Annotated in this window: 15 protein-coding genes; 8 read left to right on the top strand and 7 right to left on the bottom strand. The window is 42.5% G+C overall.

What is annotated here, in order from left to right:
• The first annotated feature begins 10 nt into the window (after window positions 1-10).
• Together JNUCC41_RS14405 and JNUCC41_RS14400 are read left to right on the top strand one after the other, a co-directional pair.
• On the top strand, window positions 11-364 hold the full coding sequence (locus JNUCC41_RS14405) for a hypothetical protein (RefSeq protein ID WP_192203598.1): 354 nt from the start codon (window positions 11-13) through the stop codon (window positions 362-364).
• Between the two features lie 360 nt (window positions 365-724).
• The gene (locus tag JNUCC41_RS14400; protein ID WP_192203597.1) at window positions 725-2,839 is read left to right on the top strand and encodes a peptidoglycan D,D-transpeptidase FtsI family protein; all 2,115 of its coding nucleotides are present in this window, start codon (window positions 725-727) and stop codon (window positions 2,837-2,839) included.
• A gap of 66 nt (window positions 2,840-2,905) precedes the next feature.
• Here JNUCC41_RS14400 and JNUCC41_RS14395 read toward each other — a convergent pair.
• The 3 genes from JNUCC41_RS14395 to glpK all read right to left on the bottom strand — a co-directional run bounded on the left by JNUCC41_RS14395 (window position 2,906) and on the right by glpK (window position 6,397).
• A protein-coding gene (locus JNUCC41_RS14395; protein ID WP_192203596.1) for an IS3 family transposase occupies window positions 2,906-4,239 on the bottom strand; the annotation gives its coding sequence in 2 pieces (ribosomal slippage) (window positions 2,906-3,867 and window positions 3,867-4,239; 1,335 coding nt in all).
• Window positions 4,240-4,365: 126 nt separating this feature from the next.
• On the bottom strand, window positions 4,366-4,833 hold the full coding sequence (locus JNUCC41_RS14390; protein WP_192203595.1) for a CBS domain-containing protein: 468 nt from the start codon (window positions 4,831-4,833) through the stop codon (window positions 4,366-4,368).
• 73 nt (window positions 4,834-4,906) lie between these two features.
• Window positions 4,907-6,397, bottom strand: coding sequence for a glycerol kinase GlpK (gene glpK, locus JNUCC41_RS14385; RefSeq protein WP_192203594.1), 1,491 nt, complete (start codon window positions 6,395-6,397; stop codon window positions 4,907-4,909).
• Window positions 6,398-6,589: 192 nt separating this feature from the next.
• Here glpK and JNUCC41_RS14380 point away from each other — a divergent pair, with 192 nt between their 5' ends.
• On the top strand, window positions 6,590-7,381 hold the full coding sequence (locus JNUCC41_RS14380) for a TIGR00266 family protein (protein ID WP_192203593.1): 792 nt from the start codon (window positions 6,590-6,592) through the stop codon (window positions 7,379-7,381).
• 63 nt (window positions 7,382-7,444) lie between these two features.
• On the top strand, window positions 7,445-7,675 hold the full coding sequence (locus JNUCC41_RS14375; protein ID WP_144526882.1) for a hypothetical protein: 231 nt from the start codon (window positions 7,445-7,447) through the stop codon (window positions 7,673-7,675).
• A gap of 1 nt (window position 7,676) precedes the next feature.
• On the opposite strand, the gene JNUCC41_RS14370 is transcribed toward JNUCC41_RS14375, so the two are convergent.
• The gene (locus tag JNUCC41_RS14370; RefSeq protein ID WP_192203592.1) at window positions 7,677-8,426 is read right to left on the bottom strand and encodes a glucose 1-dehydrogenase; all 750 of its coding nucleotides are present in this window, start codon (window positions 8,424-8,426) and stop codon (window positions 7,677-7,679) included.
• Window positions 8,427-8,670: 244 nt separating this feature from the next.
• Here JNUCC41_RS14370 and JNUCC41_RS14365 point away from each other — a divergent pair, with 244 nt between their 5' ends.
• The gene (locus tag JNUCC41_RS14365) at window positions 8,671-8,973 is read left to right on the top strand and encodes a phasin family protein (protein WP_192203591.1); all 303 of its coding nucleotides are present in this window, start codon (window positions 8,671-8,673) and stop codon (window positions 8,971-8,973) included.
• 15 nt (window positions 8,974-8,988) lie between these two features.
• Window positions 8,989-10,659: an ABC1 kinase family protein gene (locus JNUCC41_RS14360; protein ID WP_192203590.1), complete on the top strand. Its 1,671-nt coding sequence runs from the start codon at window positions 8,989-8,991 to the stop codon at window positions 10,657-10,659.
• Window positions 10,660-10,941: 282 nt separating this feature from the next.
• Here JNUCC41_RS14360 and JNUCC41_RS14355 read toward each other — a convergent pair whose 3' ends face one another.
• A complete protein-coding gene (locus JNUCC41_RS14355) occupies window positions 10,942-11,874 on the bottom strand; it encodes a catalase family peroxidase (RefSeq protein WP_192203589.1) in 933 nt (310 codons plus the stop codon).
• 153 nt (window positions 11,875-12,027) lie between these two features.
• A complete protein-coding gene (locus JNUCC41_RS14350; protein ID WP_192203588.1) occupies window positions 12,028-12,456 on the bottom strand; it encodes an Lrp/AsnC family transcriptional regulator in 429 nt (142 codons plus the stop codon).
• 118 nt (window positions 12,457-12,574) lie between these two features.
• Between JNUCC41_RS14350 and JNUCC41_RS14345 the strand changes: the two genes are divergently transcribed.
• Complete coding sequence (locus tag JNUCC41_RS14345) at window positions 12,575-12,970, top strand: carboxymuconolactone decarboxylase family protein (RefSeq protein WP_192203587.1); 396 nt, start codon at window positions 12,575-12,577, stop codon at window positions 12,968-12,970.
• Between the two features lie 97 nt (window positions 12,971-13,067).
• Here the strand turns inward: JNUCC41_RS14345 and JNUCC41_RS14340 are convergent, their stop codons facing one another.
• The gene (locus JNUCC41_RS14340) at window positions 13,068-13,535 is read right to left on the bottom strand and encodes an Lrp/AsnC family transcriptional regulator (protein WP_192203586.1); all 468 of its coding nucleotides are present in this window, start codon (window positions 13,533-13,535) and stop codon (window positions 13,068-13,070) included.
• A 173-nt stretch (window positions 13,536-13,708) separates the two neighbouring features.
• On the opposite strand from JNUCC41_RS14340, the gene hisC reads away from it, so the two are divergent.
• Complete coding sequence (gene hisC / locus JNUCC41_RS14335) at window positions 13,709-14,821, top strand: histidinol-phosphate transaminase (RefSeq protein WP_192203585.1); 1,113 nt, start codon at window positions 13,709-13,711, stop codon at window positions 14,819-14,821.
• Window positions 14,822-14,882 lie beyond the last annotated feature (61 nt).

Raw genomic sequence — 14,882 nt, 5'->3', positions numbered from 1 at the left:
GGTGAAGCAAATGAGAGGCATTGTACTATTGAATCCTCATTACAAAATCGGGGAATTACATACGGATGAAAGCTTTGCAATCCAAAAGATCGTGACGGACAAGTATATGGAAGGGAAGAATATTTCCCCGGTCATACTCAATCCGTATCAAATTCACCCTTATTACACAATCCCGCATGAGCTTCTATTCAATTTACAAAGTAAAAAAACGGGTCAAATCGATTGCCTGGTGCTTCACTCCCTAGAAACGATCGAACGATTCAACTATATTTACCCTGAAAAATGGCTTGAGCTATGCGGATATTTCAAAGAAATTATCAGCGTCACGACTCAAGCTCCCGTTAGGAAATATGAAGCAAATTAATGCTTATCATGGTACTTAAGTCATTGTGAATGGATTCCAAAGATTAAAGTCATTCATTGTTCATTCATTCACTTTGTGAGCTCCCCTTTTTCACAGAAGCGCCTCATATGTACTTCTCTCCTCATGATGGTCGCTTTGCCGCTTCGCCCTCTCTTTATCTATTAAAACCACTTCGGACTCATTGGCCTTTATAGCAATTTTCCTAATTATAAGATTACTAGGAATTATATAACTTCAAAACATTCTTTTGGAAATATAGATAAATTTACGGATAAAGCATAGAAAAATAAGTTAATTTTATATATCATTGGAGATAGGAATTTTCTTATTTTTTACTTTTACTAGAAAGGAATGTTACTGATGGCCAAAGAAAAAAAGAAAAAAACCCCAATTCCTTTCCGGCTGAACTTCATGTTCTTTTTAATATTCATTTTATTTTCAAGCTTAATAATCCGGCTTGGCATCGTCCAAATCGTGTATGGGGATGATTACCTCCGGGAAGTGGACCGAACGGAAAACGATGTGGCCAATACCCCCGTTCCCCGTGGCAAGATGTATGACCGCAACTTGAATCCGGTCGTTGATAATGAGCCGCGTAATGCCATCACTTATACGAAATACCCGAATACGAAAACGGCCGATATGGTGAAGACGGCAGAGGTCCTTGCTACCTTGATAGAAAAGGATACCAAAAAGGTGACCTTGCCGGATAAAAAGGATTTTTGGATTTTAAAACATCCGAAAGAAGCCGATGCTTTGATCACCAAGGCCGAGAAGAAGAAAGTCATCGAAAAGAAATTGGAGCAAAAAGATTTATACAAACTTCAAATGGGACGGGTGACCGAAGAGAATATCAAGGAATTCACCAAGGATGAATTGGAAGTGATCGCCATCTTCCGGGAATTCAATAGCGGCTATGCCCTCGCACCGTCAATCGTGAAGAATAAAGATGTCACCACTAAGGAATTCGCCAGGGTCAGCGAACATTTGGATGAAATGCCAGGCGTGGATGTAACGACGGATTGGGAAAGGACCTATAAGTATGACGAGACCCTCCGCTCTGTTCTTGGCAAGGTCTCTTCTTCCGAAGAAGGCATTCCCAGTGAAAATATCGACTATTATCTGGCACGCGACTATACCAGGAATGACCGGGTCGGAAAAAGTTATATCGAAAAGCAATATGAAGATGTCCTGCGCGGTCAAAAGACGCGGATTGAAAATGTGCTGAGCAAAGGGGAAGTCATCAATACGAATACCCTCACTGAAGGGCAGAGCGGAAAAGACTTGGTCCTGACAATTGATATGGAGCTGCAGCAGCAGGTTGAAAAAATCATCGAGAACGAATTGCGCAAAACCAAGGCTAAGGGAAATACCTACTTATTGGATCGTGCCTTCGTCGTTTTAATGGACCCGAATACAGGCGAGGTACTCACGATGGCCGGCAGGCAATACGGCCGCAACAGTAAAACCGGATTGACCGAAATGAACGATTTTGCCCTTGGAAACATTACGACCTCCTATACGATGGGATCATCTGTTAAAGGAGCCACTGTCTACACAGGCTTTCAGACAGGAGCCATCGCACCAGGGTCAGCTTTTTTTGACAGGAAACTCCTTTTAGCAGGGGCTAATCCCAAAGGATCTTATAGTGATTTGGGCTATGTAACCGATGTCTCTGCGTTAAAGAAATCGTCGAATGTCTATATGTTCATGACGGCAATCAAAATTGCCGGCGGTCATTATATCCCTCACCGGCCGTTAGGAATCAACCGGGAAGCTTATTCCATCATGCGGAATCATTATGCCCAATTCGGTTTAGGTGTCCGTACAGGCATCGACCTGCCAAATGAATCCGTAGGGTTTAAAGGAGTCGATATGTCAACAGACGGATTGCTGCTGGATTTATCGATTGGCCAGTATGATACATATACACCCATGCAATTGGCACAGTATGTTTCGACGATTGCGAACGGCGGAAAAAGGCTTGAGCCCCATATGGTCAGGGAAATCAGGAATCCATCCAACGAACACAATGAATTGGGCAGCGTCTTTAAAACAATGAGTCCCATAGTGTTAAACGATTTAGGCGGGAAAGACGTTTGGTTGCAGCGTGTCCAGGAAGGATTCAGGCAGGTTGCCCAGGAGCCAGGCGGGACGGCCTATAAATATTTCGGCGGGAAGTCTTACCGTGCGGCAGCAAAAACGGGTACTGCCGAGGCCTTTTACGACGGACCGCGGAGGAATCAATATAGCGCGCCAGTCCCGACTATCAATTTGACGCTTGTAGGTTATGCACCTCACAATAATCCGGAAGTGGCATTTTCCGTTGTCGTGCCATGGGTGTATCAAGGTAAGCCCTCTGATGATATTAACAAACGGATCGGGCGGGACGTAATGGACGCCTACTTTAAATTGAAGGAAAAAAGAGCAAAAGGTGAATCTGATGCAGATAAAGCATTAGAAAGCACTCAATGATAATTACAAAAAAAGGCCCGCTCGATTTGAACTATGCCCCATTTTTCGGACAGTATAAAAAAGTGCCTATGCGGCTAATAGGTGGTCCCGGTATTGTACCGGGGCCATTTTCTTTAGTCCCCATTGATAACGACACTCATTGTATTCTTCTATAACTCGATCAACTTCTTCCTTCACAGCCGTTAGATTAGTACATGTTTTATATTCTGCTAAATCTTTAAAGTGGCCAAAAAAACTTTCCATCGGCGCATTATCCCAACAGTTTCCCTTACGGGACATGGATTGGGTTAGCCCAAGTTCCTTCACTTTGTTTTGAAATAGAGGATGGGTGTAATGGAATCCTTGGTCAGAATGCAGGATTGCACTCGTATGGAACTCGTGATTCACAGCCTGCCTTAGCTTGTTTAACGTTTCATAAACGATATTCATATCTAATGACGTGGATAAATGATACGTAACTATTTCTTTTGTAGCCGCATCTTTTACGCATGACAAATACGCTTTTTGACCCTTTCCATAATAAAGGTAGGTAATGTCAGTAAGCAGAACTTTTCCTGGCTCCTTCTGTTTGAATTCACGATTAAGAAGATTTGGACAAGTAAGGTGCTCCTGGGTTGCCTTAGCCAACTTTCGATACGGATTGGCCCTTCTGATTTTTGCGAAGAGATTATATTTTGCCATCAACCGTCTGATTTTCTTATGATTCATGACGGCCGAATAATCATTTTCCATAACCATTTTAATTTGGAGAGCGCCTACTTTTTCCTTTTTAGTGAGGAATATATTTTTAATTAAGTCTATGTCCAAAACATCCTGTTCCTCGCGTAACTCACGGCTTGGAGCTGCCTTTAACCAATCGTAGTAACCACTTCGACTTACACCAGCCAATTTGCATAGATAGGAAACAGCCTTCTTTAACTGGTATGTCCTGATCGTTCTTTCAATCAGATAGAACTTCTCAGCTGTAGTTAGAATTATTTCTTTTTCAACGCCCGCCTTTCTAACTCTTCCAGCTTTTTTAGAAAGTCATTTTCTGCTTCAAGGAATTTGATTCTCGCTTCGGCCTTCCTAAGTTGATCCTCTACAGACTGTGGCTTGGAAGAAGGGCGGCCTGTACTTCCTTTTCCACGGCGTTCCGTAAGGAAGCCTTCCTCACCAAACCTTTCAAAGGTATCACGCCAGCGCTGTAGACAACGCTTAGGTTGTTCCTTACCAATTATTTCGAGATTAAATCCCTGTTCTATGAAAATTTGAGAGGGGGATTTCCCCTTTTTATATTCCTTAACAGCTTTTGTTTTAAATTCAGGATTATATGAAATAGAACGCTCTGAAGCACTTATGATATTTGGATTCTTTTCAAGTTCTTTAATCTGAAATTCAGTATATATTTTCTTACTCATAGAAACCCTCCGTCCATACTCATTACACCTATTGAAACATAAAAAACCCCGGATAAGGGACACTTTTTTATGTGTGTCCGTTATCCGGGGTATAGTTCAATTACGAGCGGGCCTTTTTTTAATCCCTTATTCAAGATTTTGAACGAATTCCTTATATAGGGCCCTTAGTGCATCTCCCCTGCTGATGATGCCGACGACTTTATCATTTTTGTCCACGACAGGGATCTTCTTGAAATGATGCTTGGAAAGGACCTTTATCAATTCATCTAACGGATCTTCGGGGGATAGCTTTGTAATCCTTTTATTTTTAATGATTCGTGCAACTTTATCATTCATTTTGGATGTAACCTTTTCATCCAATTCTTCACCGGGAAGAACCGTAATATAGGTGAAATAACCCATGATGGCTTCCTCAGCAGGTGTCAAATAACGAAGGATATCCCCGTCCGTCACCATTCCCAATAGCTTATCATGTTCATCCACGACCGGTACCCCGCCCACTTTATTTTCGATTAAGATTCGCAGAATTTCCTTTAATGTAAAATCAGGACGGGCTACATAGACTTCCCTTATCATGAAATCCTTGACTAACATATTACCACCCCTTTTTTATGTTTGTACGTTCTGTATTCATCTCTCTCCTCTATTAATAATACCCTTACTTACACTATTTAAAAACCGTTGCCGCCTGAACTGCCTTTTTCCAGCCATTATATAAATCCTTTCTTTCCTGTTCTTCCATCCCTGGTTCAAATTTCTTATCGACTGCCCATAGCTTTGAAATCTCTTCCTGATCTTCCCAATACCCGACAGCGAGTCCAGCCAAATATGCCGCTCCTAACGCTGTCGTTTCACTAATAACCGGTCGTACGACGGGGACATTCAGGAGATCGCTTTGAAATTCCATCAAGAAGTTGTTTTTGACAACCCCGCCATCGACCCTCAATGACTTTAGGTTGATCCCTGAATCGACTTCCATGGCGCTAAGGACATCTTTTGTCTGGTAGGCCAACGCTTCCAATGTTGCCCGGACGAAATGCTCCTTCGATGTCCCCCTTGTCAGTCCGAATACAGCTCCCCTGACATCACTATCCCAATAAGGGGTGCCTAATCCAACAAATGCGGGAACTACATAAACTCCATCCGCTGAAGTGACCCGTAAAGCATATTTTTCACTGTCTTTCGGATCATGCAAGAGTTTCAGCCCATCCCTTAACCATTGTATGGCCGAACCTGCGACAAAAATACTGCCTTCCAAGGCATATTCGACTTTTCCATTCAGCCCCCATGCAATCGTGGTCAACAGGCCATGCTCTGATTTCACTGCCTTTTCTCCTGTATTCATCAGCATAAAGCATCCGGTGCCATACGTATTCTTGGCCATTCCTTTTTCGAAGCATTCTTGGCCGAACAAAGCTGCCTGTTGATCTCCAGCTGCTCCGGCAATCGGGATTTCGTGTCCAAAGAAATGGTGTGGCGCTGTTTTCCCGTATATCTCTGATGAAGAGCGAACATCCGGGAGCATCGATTGCGGCACTTGCAGGATTTCAAGCAGCTCTTCATCCCACTTCAGGTCATGAATGTTATACATCAGCGTCCTTGAAGCATTCGAATAATCGGTTATATGTGCCTTACCACCCGAAAGTTTCCATATCAGCCACGTATCGATCGTACCAAACAATAAGTCTCCGTTTTCTGCCTTTTCCCGTGCCCCATCTACATGATCGAGAATCCATTTCACCTTCGTACCGGAAAAATAAGCATCAATCAACAAACCGGTTTTCTGCAAAAATAAGTCATCGAGACCCTCATCCTTCAATTGAGTGCAAATTTCACTTGTCTGCCGGGATTGCCAGACGATGGCATGATGGATCGGCTGACCTGTTTCCTTATCCCATACCACGGTCGTCTCCCGTTGATTCGTTATGCCAATTCCAGCGATTTGTTCCGGTTTTACATTCATTTCCGATAGACAGGAAGCGATTACCGATAGGATGGAACCCCAAATTTCATTGGCGTTATGCTCCACCCATCCAGGATTCGGGAAATATTGTGTGAATTCCTTTTGCGCAATATGCAAGACTTCCCCGCTTTTATTAAATAAAATGGCCCGCGAACTTGTCGTTCCCTGGTCCAATGATAATATGTAAGTCTCCATGGTTGTCTCCCCCCACACTTAAGATTACATTTCATTTCACCTTAAATGTCATGCTGTTTTTTCTTTCTTCATTTTACTAGATATACCCTTGAAAACAAAAAATATATAAATCACAGCGGAAAGCTGAAAAATATTGGCAGGTTAAGAGTTTATCTTTTACAATGAAAATAAAGCGGATAGGAGGAATGGAAAATGAATAACCATGAAATAGATTTTAAAATATATGGTGATGACATGCAGTTTGTTGAAGTGGAATTGGACCCTCAGGAAACGGTGATTGCCGAAGCAGGAAGTTTAATGATGATGGAAGATCGAATCAAGATGGAAACCATCTTTGGCGATGGGTCTTCGAATGGTGACAGCGGAATGATGGGTAAGCTATTCGGTGCCGGGAAACGGCTCCTTACTGGTGAGAGTCTTTTCATGACGGCTTTTACGAATGAAGGACGAGATAAAAAACACGTTTCATTCGCCTCGCCTTATCCAGGTAAAATCATCCCGATGGATTTAAGCGAGCTAGGCGGGAAAATCATATGTCAAAAAGACGCTTTCCTGGCGGCAGCAAAAGGCGTTTCGGTCGGAATTGAGTTTCAGAGAAAAATAGGGGCAGGCTTCTTTGGCGGTGAAGGCTTCATCATGCAAAAACTTGAAGGAGATGGGATGACCTTCGTTCATGCCGGCGGCACGATCCATAAAAAGGAATTGTCAGCAGGAGAGATTTTACGCGTCGATACAGGATGTTTAGTGGCAATGACTAGCGGGGTAGATTATAATATTGAAACTGTAAAAGGCGTGAAAACCGCTTTATTCGGAGGCGAAGGTTTATTCTTTGCAACATTAAAAGGGCCCGGAACCGTGTGGGTGCAATCCTTGCCATTCAGCCGGCTTGCCAGCCGTGTATTTGCTGCAGCGCCGCAAAATGGAGGATCATCCGAAGAAGGCAGCGTAGCTAGAGGCTTATTCAATTTATTCAACGATAAATAAGAACCGACCAATGGCTGCCACCCTGGCAGTCATTGATCTCTTTTGAAAAGGATGGGTAGCTACATGCAGCTTGTTAAGTGGTCCTACATGAGACGCTATAATATCAGGGCAATTTTTGATCAATTCCCGAATTCGCCTGTTATTTTCCGAAAAATAAGAGATTACTATTTTGTTTATACCATTCACTGGACAGCTGCCGATGCCCCTATCGGCATAAAGGAGCTTGAAGAAATGGAACAGCTGCTCAACCGTGAGCTCGGAACTGAACTGCAATATCTCTATCGGAAAAAATGAGTTACTCCTCGTACATCATTTTTCTTGTCATGCCTCCATCGACGATAAGATCCGCACCCGTAACGAAATTATTTTCCGTTGCCGTCAAATAAAGACAGGCCCTTGCAATGTCTTCCGGCATACCAACCCGATTGGAAAAATGCTGCTGATGATCCTTATCCCTCAGCGAGTCATAATCTCCCGTTTCAATCCAGCCCGGAGAAATCGAATTGACCGTAATTTTCTCTTTGCCTAAAGAAGCGGCAAGTGCATGTGTCAGGGCTTTGATCCCACCTTTTGTCGCTGCATAGGATTCAGAATCCGGCTCAGACATTATCGCTCTGGTTGATGCTATATTGATGATTGCACCTCCCTTTGCATTTTTCCGCATCGATTCTGCCGCTGCCCGGGAACAAAGGAAAACACTGCGCAAATTCGTATTCATCATATCGTCCCAATCCTCAATCGTCAGATCATAAAGCGATTTGAATAATGCCTTTCCTGCATTATTGATTAATATATCAATGGTCTTATATGTTTTTAAAGTTACATCCATCAAATGTTGGATGTCATCCTCCTTGCGTACATCCGTTTTAACGAACATGGCTTCATGTCCGTTACTTTTGAGCTCTTCCACATACAGAACACCTTCCCGCTCGTCCAAATCTGCGAGAACGACAGCAGCGCCGCTTTCTGCATATCCCTTTGCCACGCCTCTCCCTATACCATTCGAAGCGCCTGTTACAATCACCGTTTTATTTGTGAATCCCATTATTCCATCCCCGCTTTCATAGATTTGTCCCTATCATATTATCCAATTCGCTTCACTTCAAACATTTCCGCGCCTGATCAATTAATTCTTTTCCTTATCATCAAAAATCTGCAGAACCCTTATATTTTTGTAGCGGCCCTAAAGTGATGTATGATAGATAGTATCAACAAGAATGAAGCACAGTGAAAAGCATCCGTCATTATCTTTCTTACAGTGTGAAAATTTTAATTGGAGGAATGTAAAAATGGACTTATTAAAAAATGTGTTTTCTTTAGGTTTAGGTGCTGCCGCTGCTACAAAAGAGCAAATTGAAAAAGCAGTGGACTCTCTTGTGAAAAAAGGCGATATCTCAAAAGAAGACTCCAAGGTTCTTATTAAGCAATGGGTCGAAAAAGGGGAACAAGCCCAAAAGCAGCTGGATGATTCCGTCAAGGCCAAAGTCAACCAAGCACTCAATGGCCTAAACTTGGCAACTAAAGAAGAAGTTCAGGAATTGGAGCGCCGTATCGCGATTTTGGAAAAACAGAACCAAAACATACAACCCTGATCAGGAGGTACTCGAATGTTTCGCAAGCGACTGAAACACGCACATCGTTACCAAGAAATCATTAATGCCTTCTTGAAAAATGGTTTTGGTTACTTTATCTATCGTCTGGGATTATCCGAGAGCAAAGCTGCATCGAAACTCCAACCTGATGAAAACCTGAACCTCCGCTCAATCGGGGAAAGGCTGCATACGATATTACAAAGCTTGGGACCTACATTCATTAAACTTGGTCAGATTGCAAGTACGAGGCGTGATTTCGTTCCTGACGAAATCGTCCGCGAACTTGAAAAGCTACAGGACCAGGTCACCCCCTTTCCATTTGAAAGGGTTCGCAAAATTGTCGAAGCCGAATTGGGTGATTCTTTGGAAAACCTTTTTCTTGAATTTCATGAAACCCCACTGGCAACGGCTTCGATTGGTCAGGTCCACACGGCACGGCTTCCATCACAGGAAGTCGTAGCAATCAAAGTGCAGCGGCCCGATATCCTGCCGATTGTGGAAACGGATTTGGAAATTCTCGATGATTTGGCAAGACTAATGGAAGCACGCATATCATGGGCAAGACGCTACCAAATCAGAAAAATGATTGATGAATTCGCTAAATCACTCCGTGCAGAACTCGATTATAACTCCGAGGGCCGAAACGGGGAAAGAATAGCCAAGCAATTCGTCGATGATCAAGGGTTTAAGGTACCAAGGATCCATTGGGAATTTTCCACAAAAAGGGTCCTGACGATGGATTTCATTCAAGGAATTAAGATCAATCATTATAAACAGCTTGATGATGAAGGTTATGATCGCCGGCAAATCGCGGAAAGATTAGCGAATTCCATGCTTCAGCAAATATTGATCGACGGCTTTTACCACGGCGATCCCCACCCTGGCAATATCATCATTTTGCCAGGGAATGTCGTCGCACTTATGGATTTCGGAATGGTGGGTCGGTTGGAGGAAGAGACGAAGTTTCAGTTCGCCTCGCTGGTCATTAATTTGAAACGCGGCAGCACCAATGGATTGATCAAGACGCTTTCAGAGATGGGCCTCCTGACGGACGAAATCGAGATGGCACCATTAAGAGGGGATATCGATGAACTGCGAAATAAATATTATGATATCCCATTGAGCCAAATCAGCTTAGGCGGAGCTGTCAATGACCTGTTCACGGTTGCCAATCGGCATCAAGTCCAAATCCCTCCCGAATTCACGATGCTCGGTAAGGCTTTGCTTACCATGGAGGCCATTGTCGAAGGATTAGATCCGAATTTCAGCATTATGAAGGCAGCTGAACCTTTTGGAGAAAGGCTTTTTAAGGAACGCTACAACCCCAAGAACATTGCGAAGAACGCCTGGAATCAATTCATCGAGTCTGCTGAAGCCATTGCCGAATTGCCCAAGGATATCAGGGAAGTGACAGGTATCATTAAAAAAGGAAAATTACGGCTTGATATCAACATTCCCGAACTCCAAGTGTTTTTACATAAGCTTGATCAAATCTCGAATAGGCTGTCTTTCAGCATTATCCTGCTAGCATTCAGCATAATCATGGTCGGTCTCATTATCGGCTCTGCAATAGGCGGGGAAACCTTGATCCTTTGGAAAATACCGGTTATCGAGATTGGATTTGTCGTCGCAACCCTAATGTTCTTACTTATGCTCTACACCATTTTCAGATCCGGAAAAATGTAAACTTACGAAAAAAGGGTTCGGATTGATCTCCGAACCATGATTTTAAAACATGACTAGGGGTATCCCCCATGTTTTACTGTTATATAAATGAAATCCTCGTTTAATTGAAGAAAATTTGCGATACACCTGCCGAATAACTGGCTAGCCTGGACTCAACAGGTGCTTGCTTTGATGTGGCCTGGCTCAGTCCGAGGAAAAGAAGCTGATTTCTTAAAGCAAGTTTGCCAATAGTCTGAAGGGAACCCTTAAAAGTACGGGAATTCCCTTTTTTCTTGATGTCATTCATTCGTTATTTATCCGCCGTTCATAGGAGACGGCATACGCATTATGGCGAAAATGCAAGATTCGGTCTTCCGAGCATTCGATTCCTGCAGGAATATTGGTTGGATCAAACATTAAAGTATCTTTAAACACTGCCGATTTTCTGGAAATCTTCAAATGCCCTATCGTGACTACCTGTTTATCTTCCGACCAAGCTTTGGTTGGATCATCAGTCGGGTCATTTTCCCCTCCTATTTGGATGTTCAATTTAAAGCCCACCGGACCGCGCTTGAGCCTTTCTTCCATTTCTTCATCCAGATACTCCGGCGAATGCTTGGCCACCTCCTTTTTTTCTAGCATACTAAGGCCGGCATCAGGTACCCACTCGTACTTGATTGCCTGCCGCCTTCCTTCCGCGTTAATGAAATAGAATGCATGAATGGAGTAATATTGACACGTTGAGAAACTGGCTGGAGAACGCATTTCTTTAAGCATTTGCAGGCTTGCCTTGCTTTCAGGGTATTTCCAAAGGATTTTTGCAAGCTCTTTCAGATTGGGGAAACCTTCTTTGGCAGACTTGAAAAAGTCAGCCATATCAACAAACGCTTCCGGTGTTTTCGCAAAGAATAACGGAATGGTCACAGTAATAAGATCTGATTCTTCTCCATTCGGCAATTGAAACTTGACGGCCATGCCCTTTACAGGGGAAATGGCATCAGGATGGCTTGGAATCGGCGAGCTATTTGAAAACCGAATGACCACCGGCACAGCTTCATCCTGAAGATGCGGAGCTACCGTTAATGGGGACGCTTTTCCGTTTGGGGTAAAAACCCCTTCATAAACATATCCCCTTGCATGCGCACGCCGATAACCAGGATGTGTTCCAGTCACATTTTCAATCACATTAACTGCTTCTCTGGCTAGTTCAGGTTTAAAGTCGTCCGTTCCCTCCATGATATCTCACCCCTCCTTTTCAGATTCGAATCCATTATTACATGTACCCCTTATTCCAATAGCTTATTCTTATTGAATCACCGAAAACATTGATCGCCAAAAAAACACCTGGAATTATCCAGGCGCTGCACACTTCATGTTAGAAAAAAATACTCATTCCAGTTCCCGCTCCACCTTTGAAAGAATCACATGGGTAACGGTTGCCGCAAACGAAATGGTCCGATTGATGAATTCCTCCACTTCTTCAAGGCTCTCACTGTGGATTTTCAGCATAAAGCAAGCCCGCCCAGCAATTCGATAACAAAAGTCAACATTCGGCACCTTGGAAATATACTTTTTGAATTTCTCATATTCCCCGTTTTTTATCGTTGCTTCCACAATACACTCAATCGGAAAACCGATCTTTTTATGATCAATCTCGGCAACATACCCTTTAATGATCCCGAACGACTCCATTTGCCGTACCCGTTCGGCAACGGTGGGGGCGGAGAGGTTTACTTTCTTTGCCAATTCCCTCATGGAAATTCGGCTATTTAACGTTAATTCGGCAAGGATGTTCCGGTCTTTTTCATCTATTTTCATTTTAAAATTATCTCCCTTCTTCTCTTTACATTCATTCATAATTTAATCGTAATACTTTACAAACGGAATTAAAACTCCTGAATTTTTATATTAGTATTATCTCAAAGGAGAGATGTTCATGACAAGAATAAAAAAATCATCGCAGGGATCCAGTCCATTTCAAAGATTATTTCATTCTGAAGAGATTTCGCATAAATGGTCGGACCTCTCAGATTGCATATCTGCAGATGGGAAACTTTCAAAGAAGTTAAAGGAAAACGTCAGAAGGGTTCTGGCATATGGTAATGGCTGCTCATATTGTCAGGCAAAAGGGATTCCACTAAAGCCGGAAGATATGAAAGAAAGCTATGCAATCGCCTTTGCGGAAGTATTCCTCTTACAACGTGAAAAAACGGAGGAAAAGTTTTTCCAAGTATTGAAGGAGACATTCAGTGATGAAGAGATTTCTGAACTATTGGCATTCATTTGTTTTACAACGGCCCAGCAATATTTCGGGGCTTTGATGGATTTATAATAACCAAAAAAGGAACAGGCACCGTGCCTCGTTCCTTTCTTTAAACCTTCATTGGTTTCCGTGCAAACCCATTTACAAGGATCGGTTGAACTTCCACCTAAGATTTCGCACCATGATCCTCCATTTCATTGATCCTAGGAAGGATGGAGCGTGATGGTACAGGGGATGTCAAAACCACGGATGTATTCAGATGTCCATATGGTATTAATCGATCTATCAGTAATCTCATGCTGTCCATATCAGCCAAAGCCGCTTTCAAGAAATATCCAACGGTTCCTGTTACACGATGGCACTCGATAATGTCTAAATCATTTTTCACCAATTGCTCAAAATCGGAAACTGGAACCTTAAGTTCACTCACCTGAATGTACACTAGTACCCCCCTTCCTATTGCCAGGGGTGAAATCCTTGCGCTGAACCCCTCAATGATCCCCTTTTCTTGCAGGCGATACATTCGTTCAGAGATGCTAGGTCGACTGAGAGCCAATTTCTTCGAGAGTTCACTAATCGTAATGCGTCCATCCTTTTGTAAAAGTTCCAGTAACTTGACATCTATTTCATCCATGAAGCAACCACCTTTCATAATGAAGGAATATAAGCTTATATTTCTTTAAAATGTTGTATGGATAGTGAAAAATACATTCTTTTTTGTATGTAATTTTATCAGTTAATATTCTATCATTAAAATAATCCAATAGAAAAAGAAAATTCAGAATTTACCAAAGGGAGGAACCTGCATTGACCTTTACGAAAATCCCGGTTCGACAAAACATCGAAAGCATTAGCCCATATGTTTCCGGCAAGCCTATTGAAGAAGTGCAACGTGAACTAGGTCTTGAAACGATCGTTAAATTGGCATCCAATGAGAATCCATTCGGCTGCTCAACTCTAGCAAAAAAAGCCATGATTACTGAAATGGAGCAAACCTCCTTTTATCCTGAAGGTATGGCACCTGCATTAGCTGAAAAGTTGGCAAGGAAATTGAATATCAAAAAAGATCATATCATTTTAGGCAATGGATCTGATGAAGTGATTCGTTTGTTAACACGAACCTATATCCAACAAAATGATGAAGTCATCATGGCTGATGTGACATTTCCACGATATGAAACGAATGTATTGATTGACGGCGGCACACCTGTAAAGATACCTCTTATTAATGGGGTACATGACTTGAAGGGGATGTATGATGCCATAACAGAAAAAACAAGAATGATATTTGTCTGTAATCCCAATAATCCGACAGGAACAATCGTTCAAAAAGAAAAGTTACGCTCTTTTATCGAGAAGGTGCCGAAACATATTTTACTGATCGTTGATGAGGCATACTATGAATATGTCGATGATGCAGAATATTTAGAAACCTTGCCGCTTTTAAATATGCATTCAAATCTGGTCATCCTACGCACTTTTTCAAAGATTTATGGCCTGGCTGCATTAAGGATTGGATACGGTTTAATGGATGCTTCCATCATACAAGAGCTAGTTAAAGTGAAGGAACCCTTCAATACCAATCGTTTAGCACAGGCTGCGGCATTCGCTTCCCTCGACGACCATCCATTCGTTGAGAAATGTGTTCGTAAGAATGGGGAAGGAAGAAGATATTTAGAAAACGAATTAAGCAAGATGGGATTAACATTCTTCCCTTCACATGCCAACTTCTTGATGGTTAAATTGAAACAGCCTGGCAGGGACATTTTTGAGAAGTTATTAATTCAAGGTGTCATCATCCGTTCCGGTCATTTGCTAGGCTATGAAAATACTATCCGTGTGACCATTGGCACCCCACTTGAAAACGAGAGGTTCATATCCTCCTTACAACATATAATCAATGAAACGTCGGGTACATGAACGTTCGAAATGAAGTTGCAGTATATCGATGATTATTAATGAAAGATACGACATGGACGCC

The sequence above is a fragment of the Brevibacillus sp. JNUCC-41 genome (assembly GCF_014844095.1).
Lineage (GTDB): Bacteria > Bacillota > Bacilli > Bacillales > DSM-1321 > Peribacillus > Peribacillus aracenensis.
Note: the sequence above shows the minus strand (reverse complement) of the source record. Positions and strands in the feature narration are given on the sequence as shown.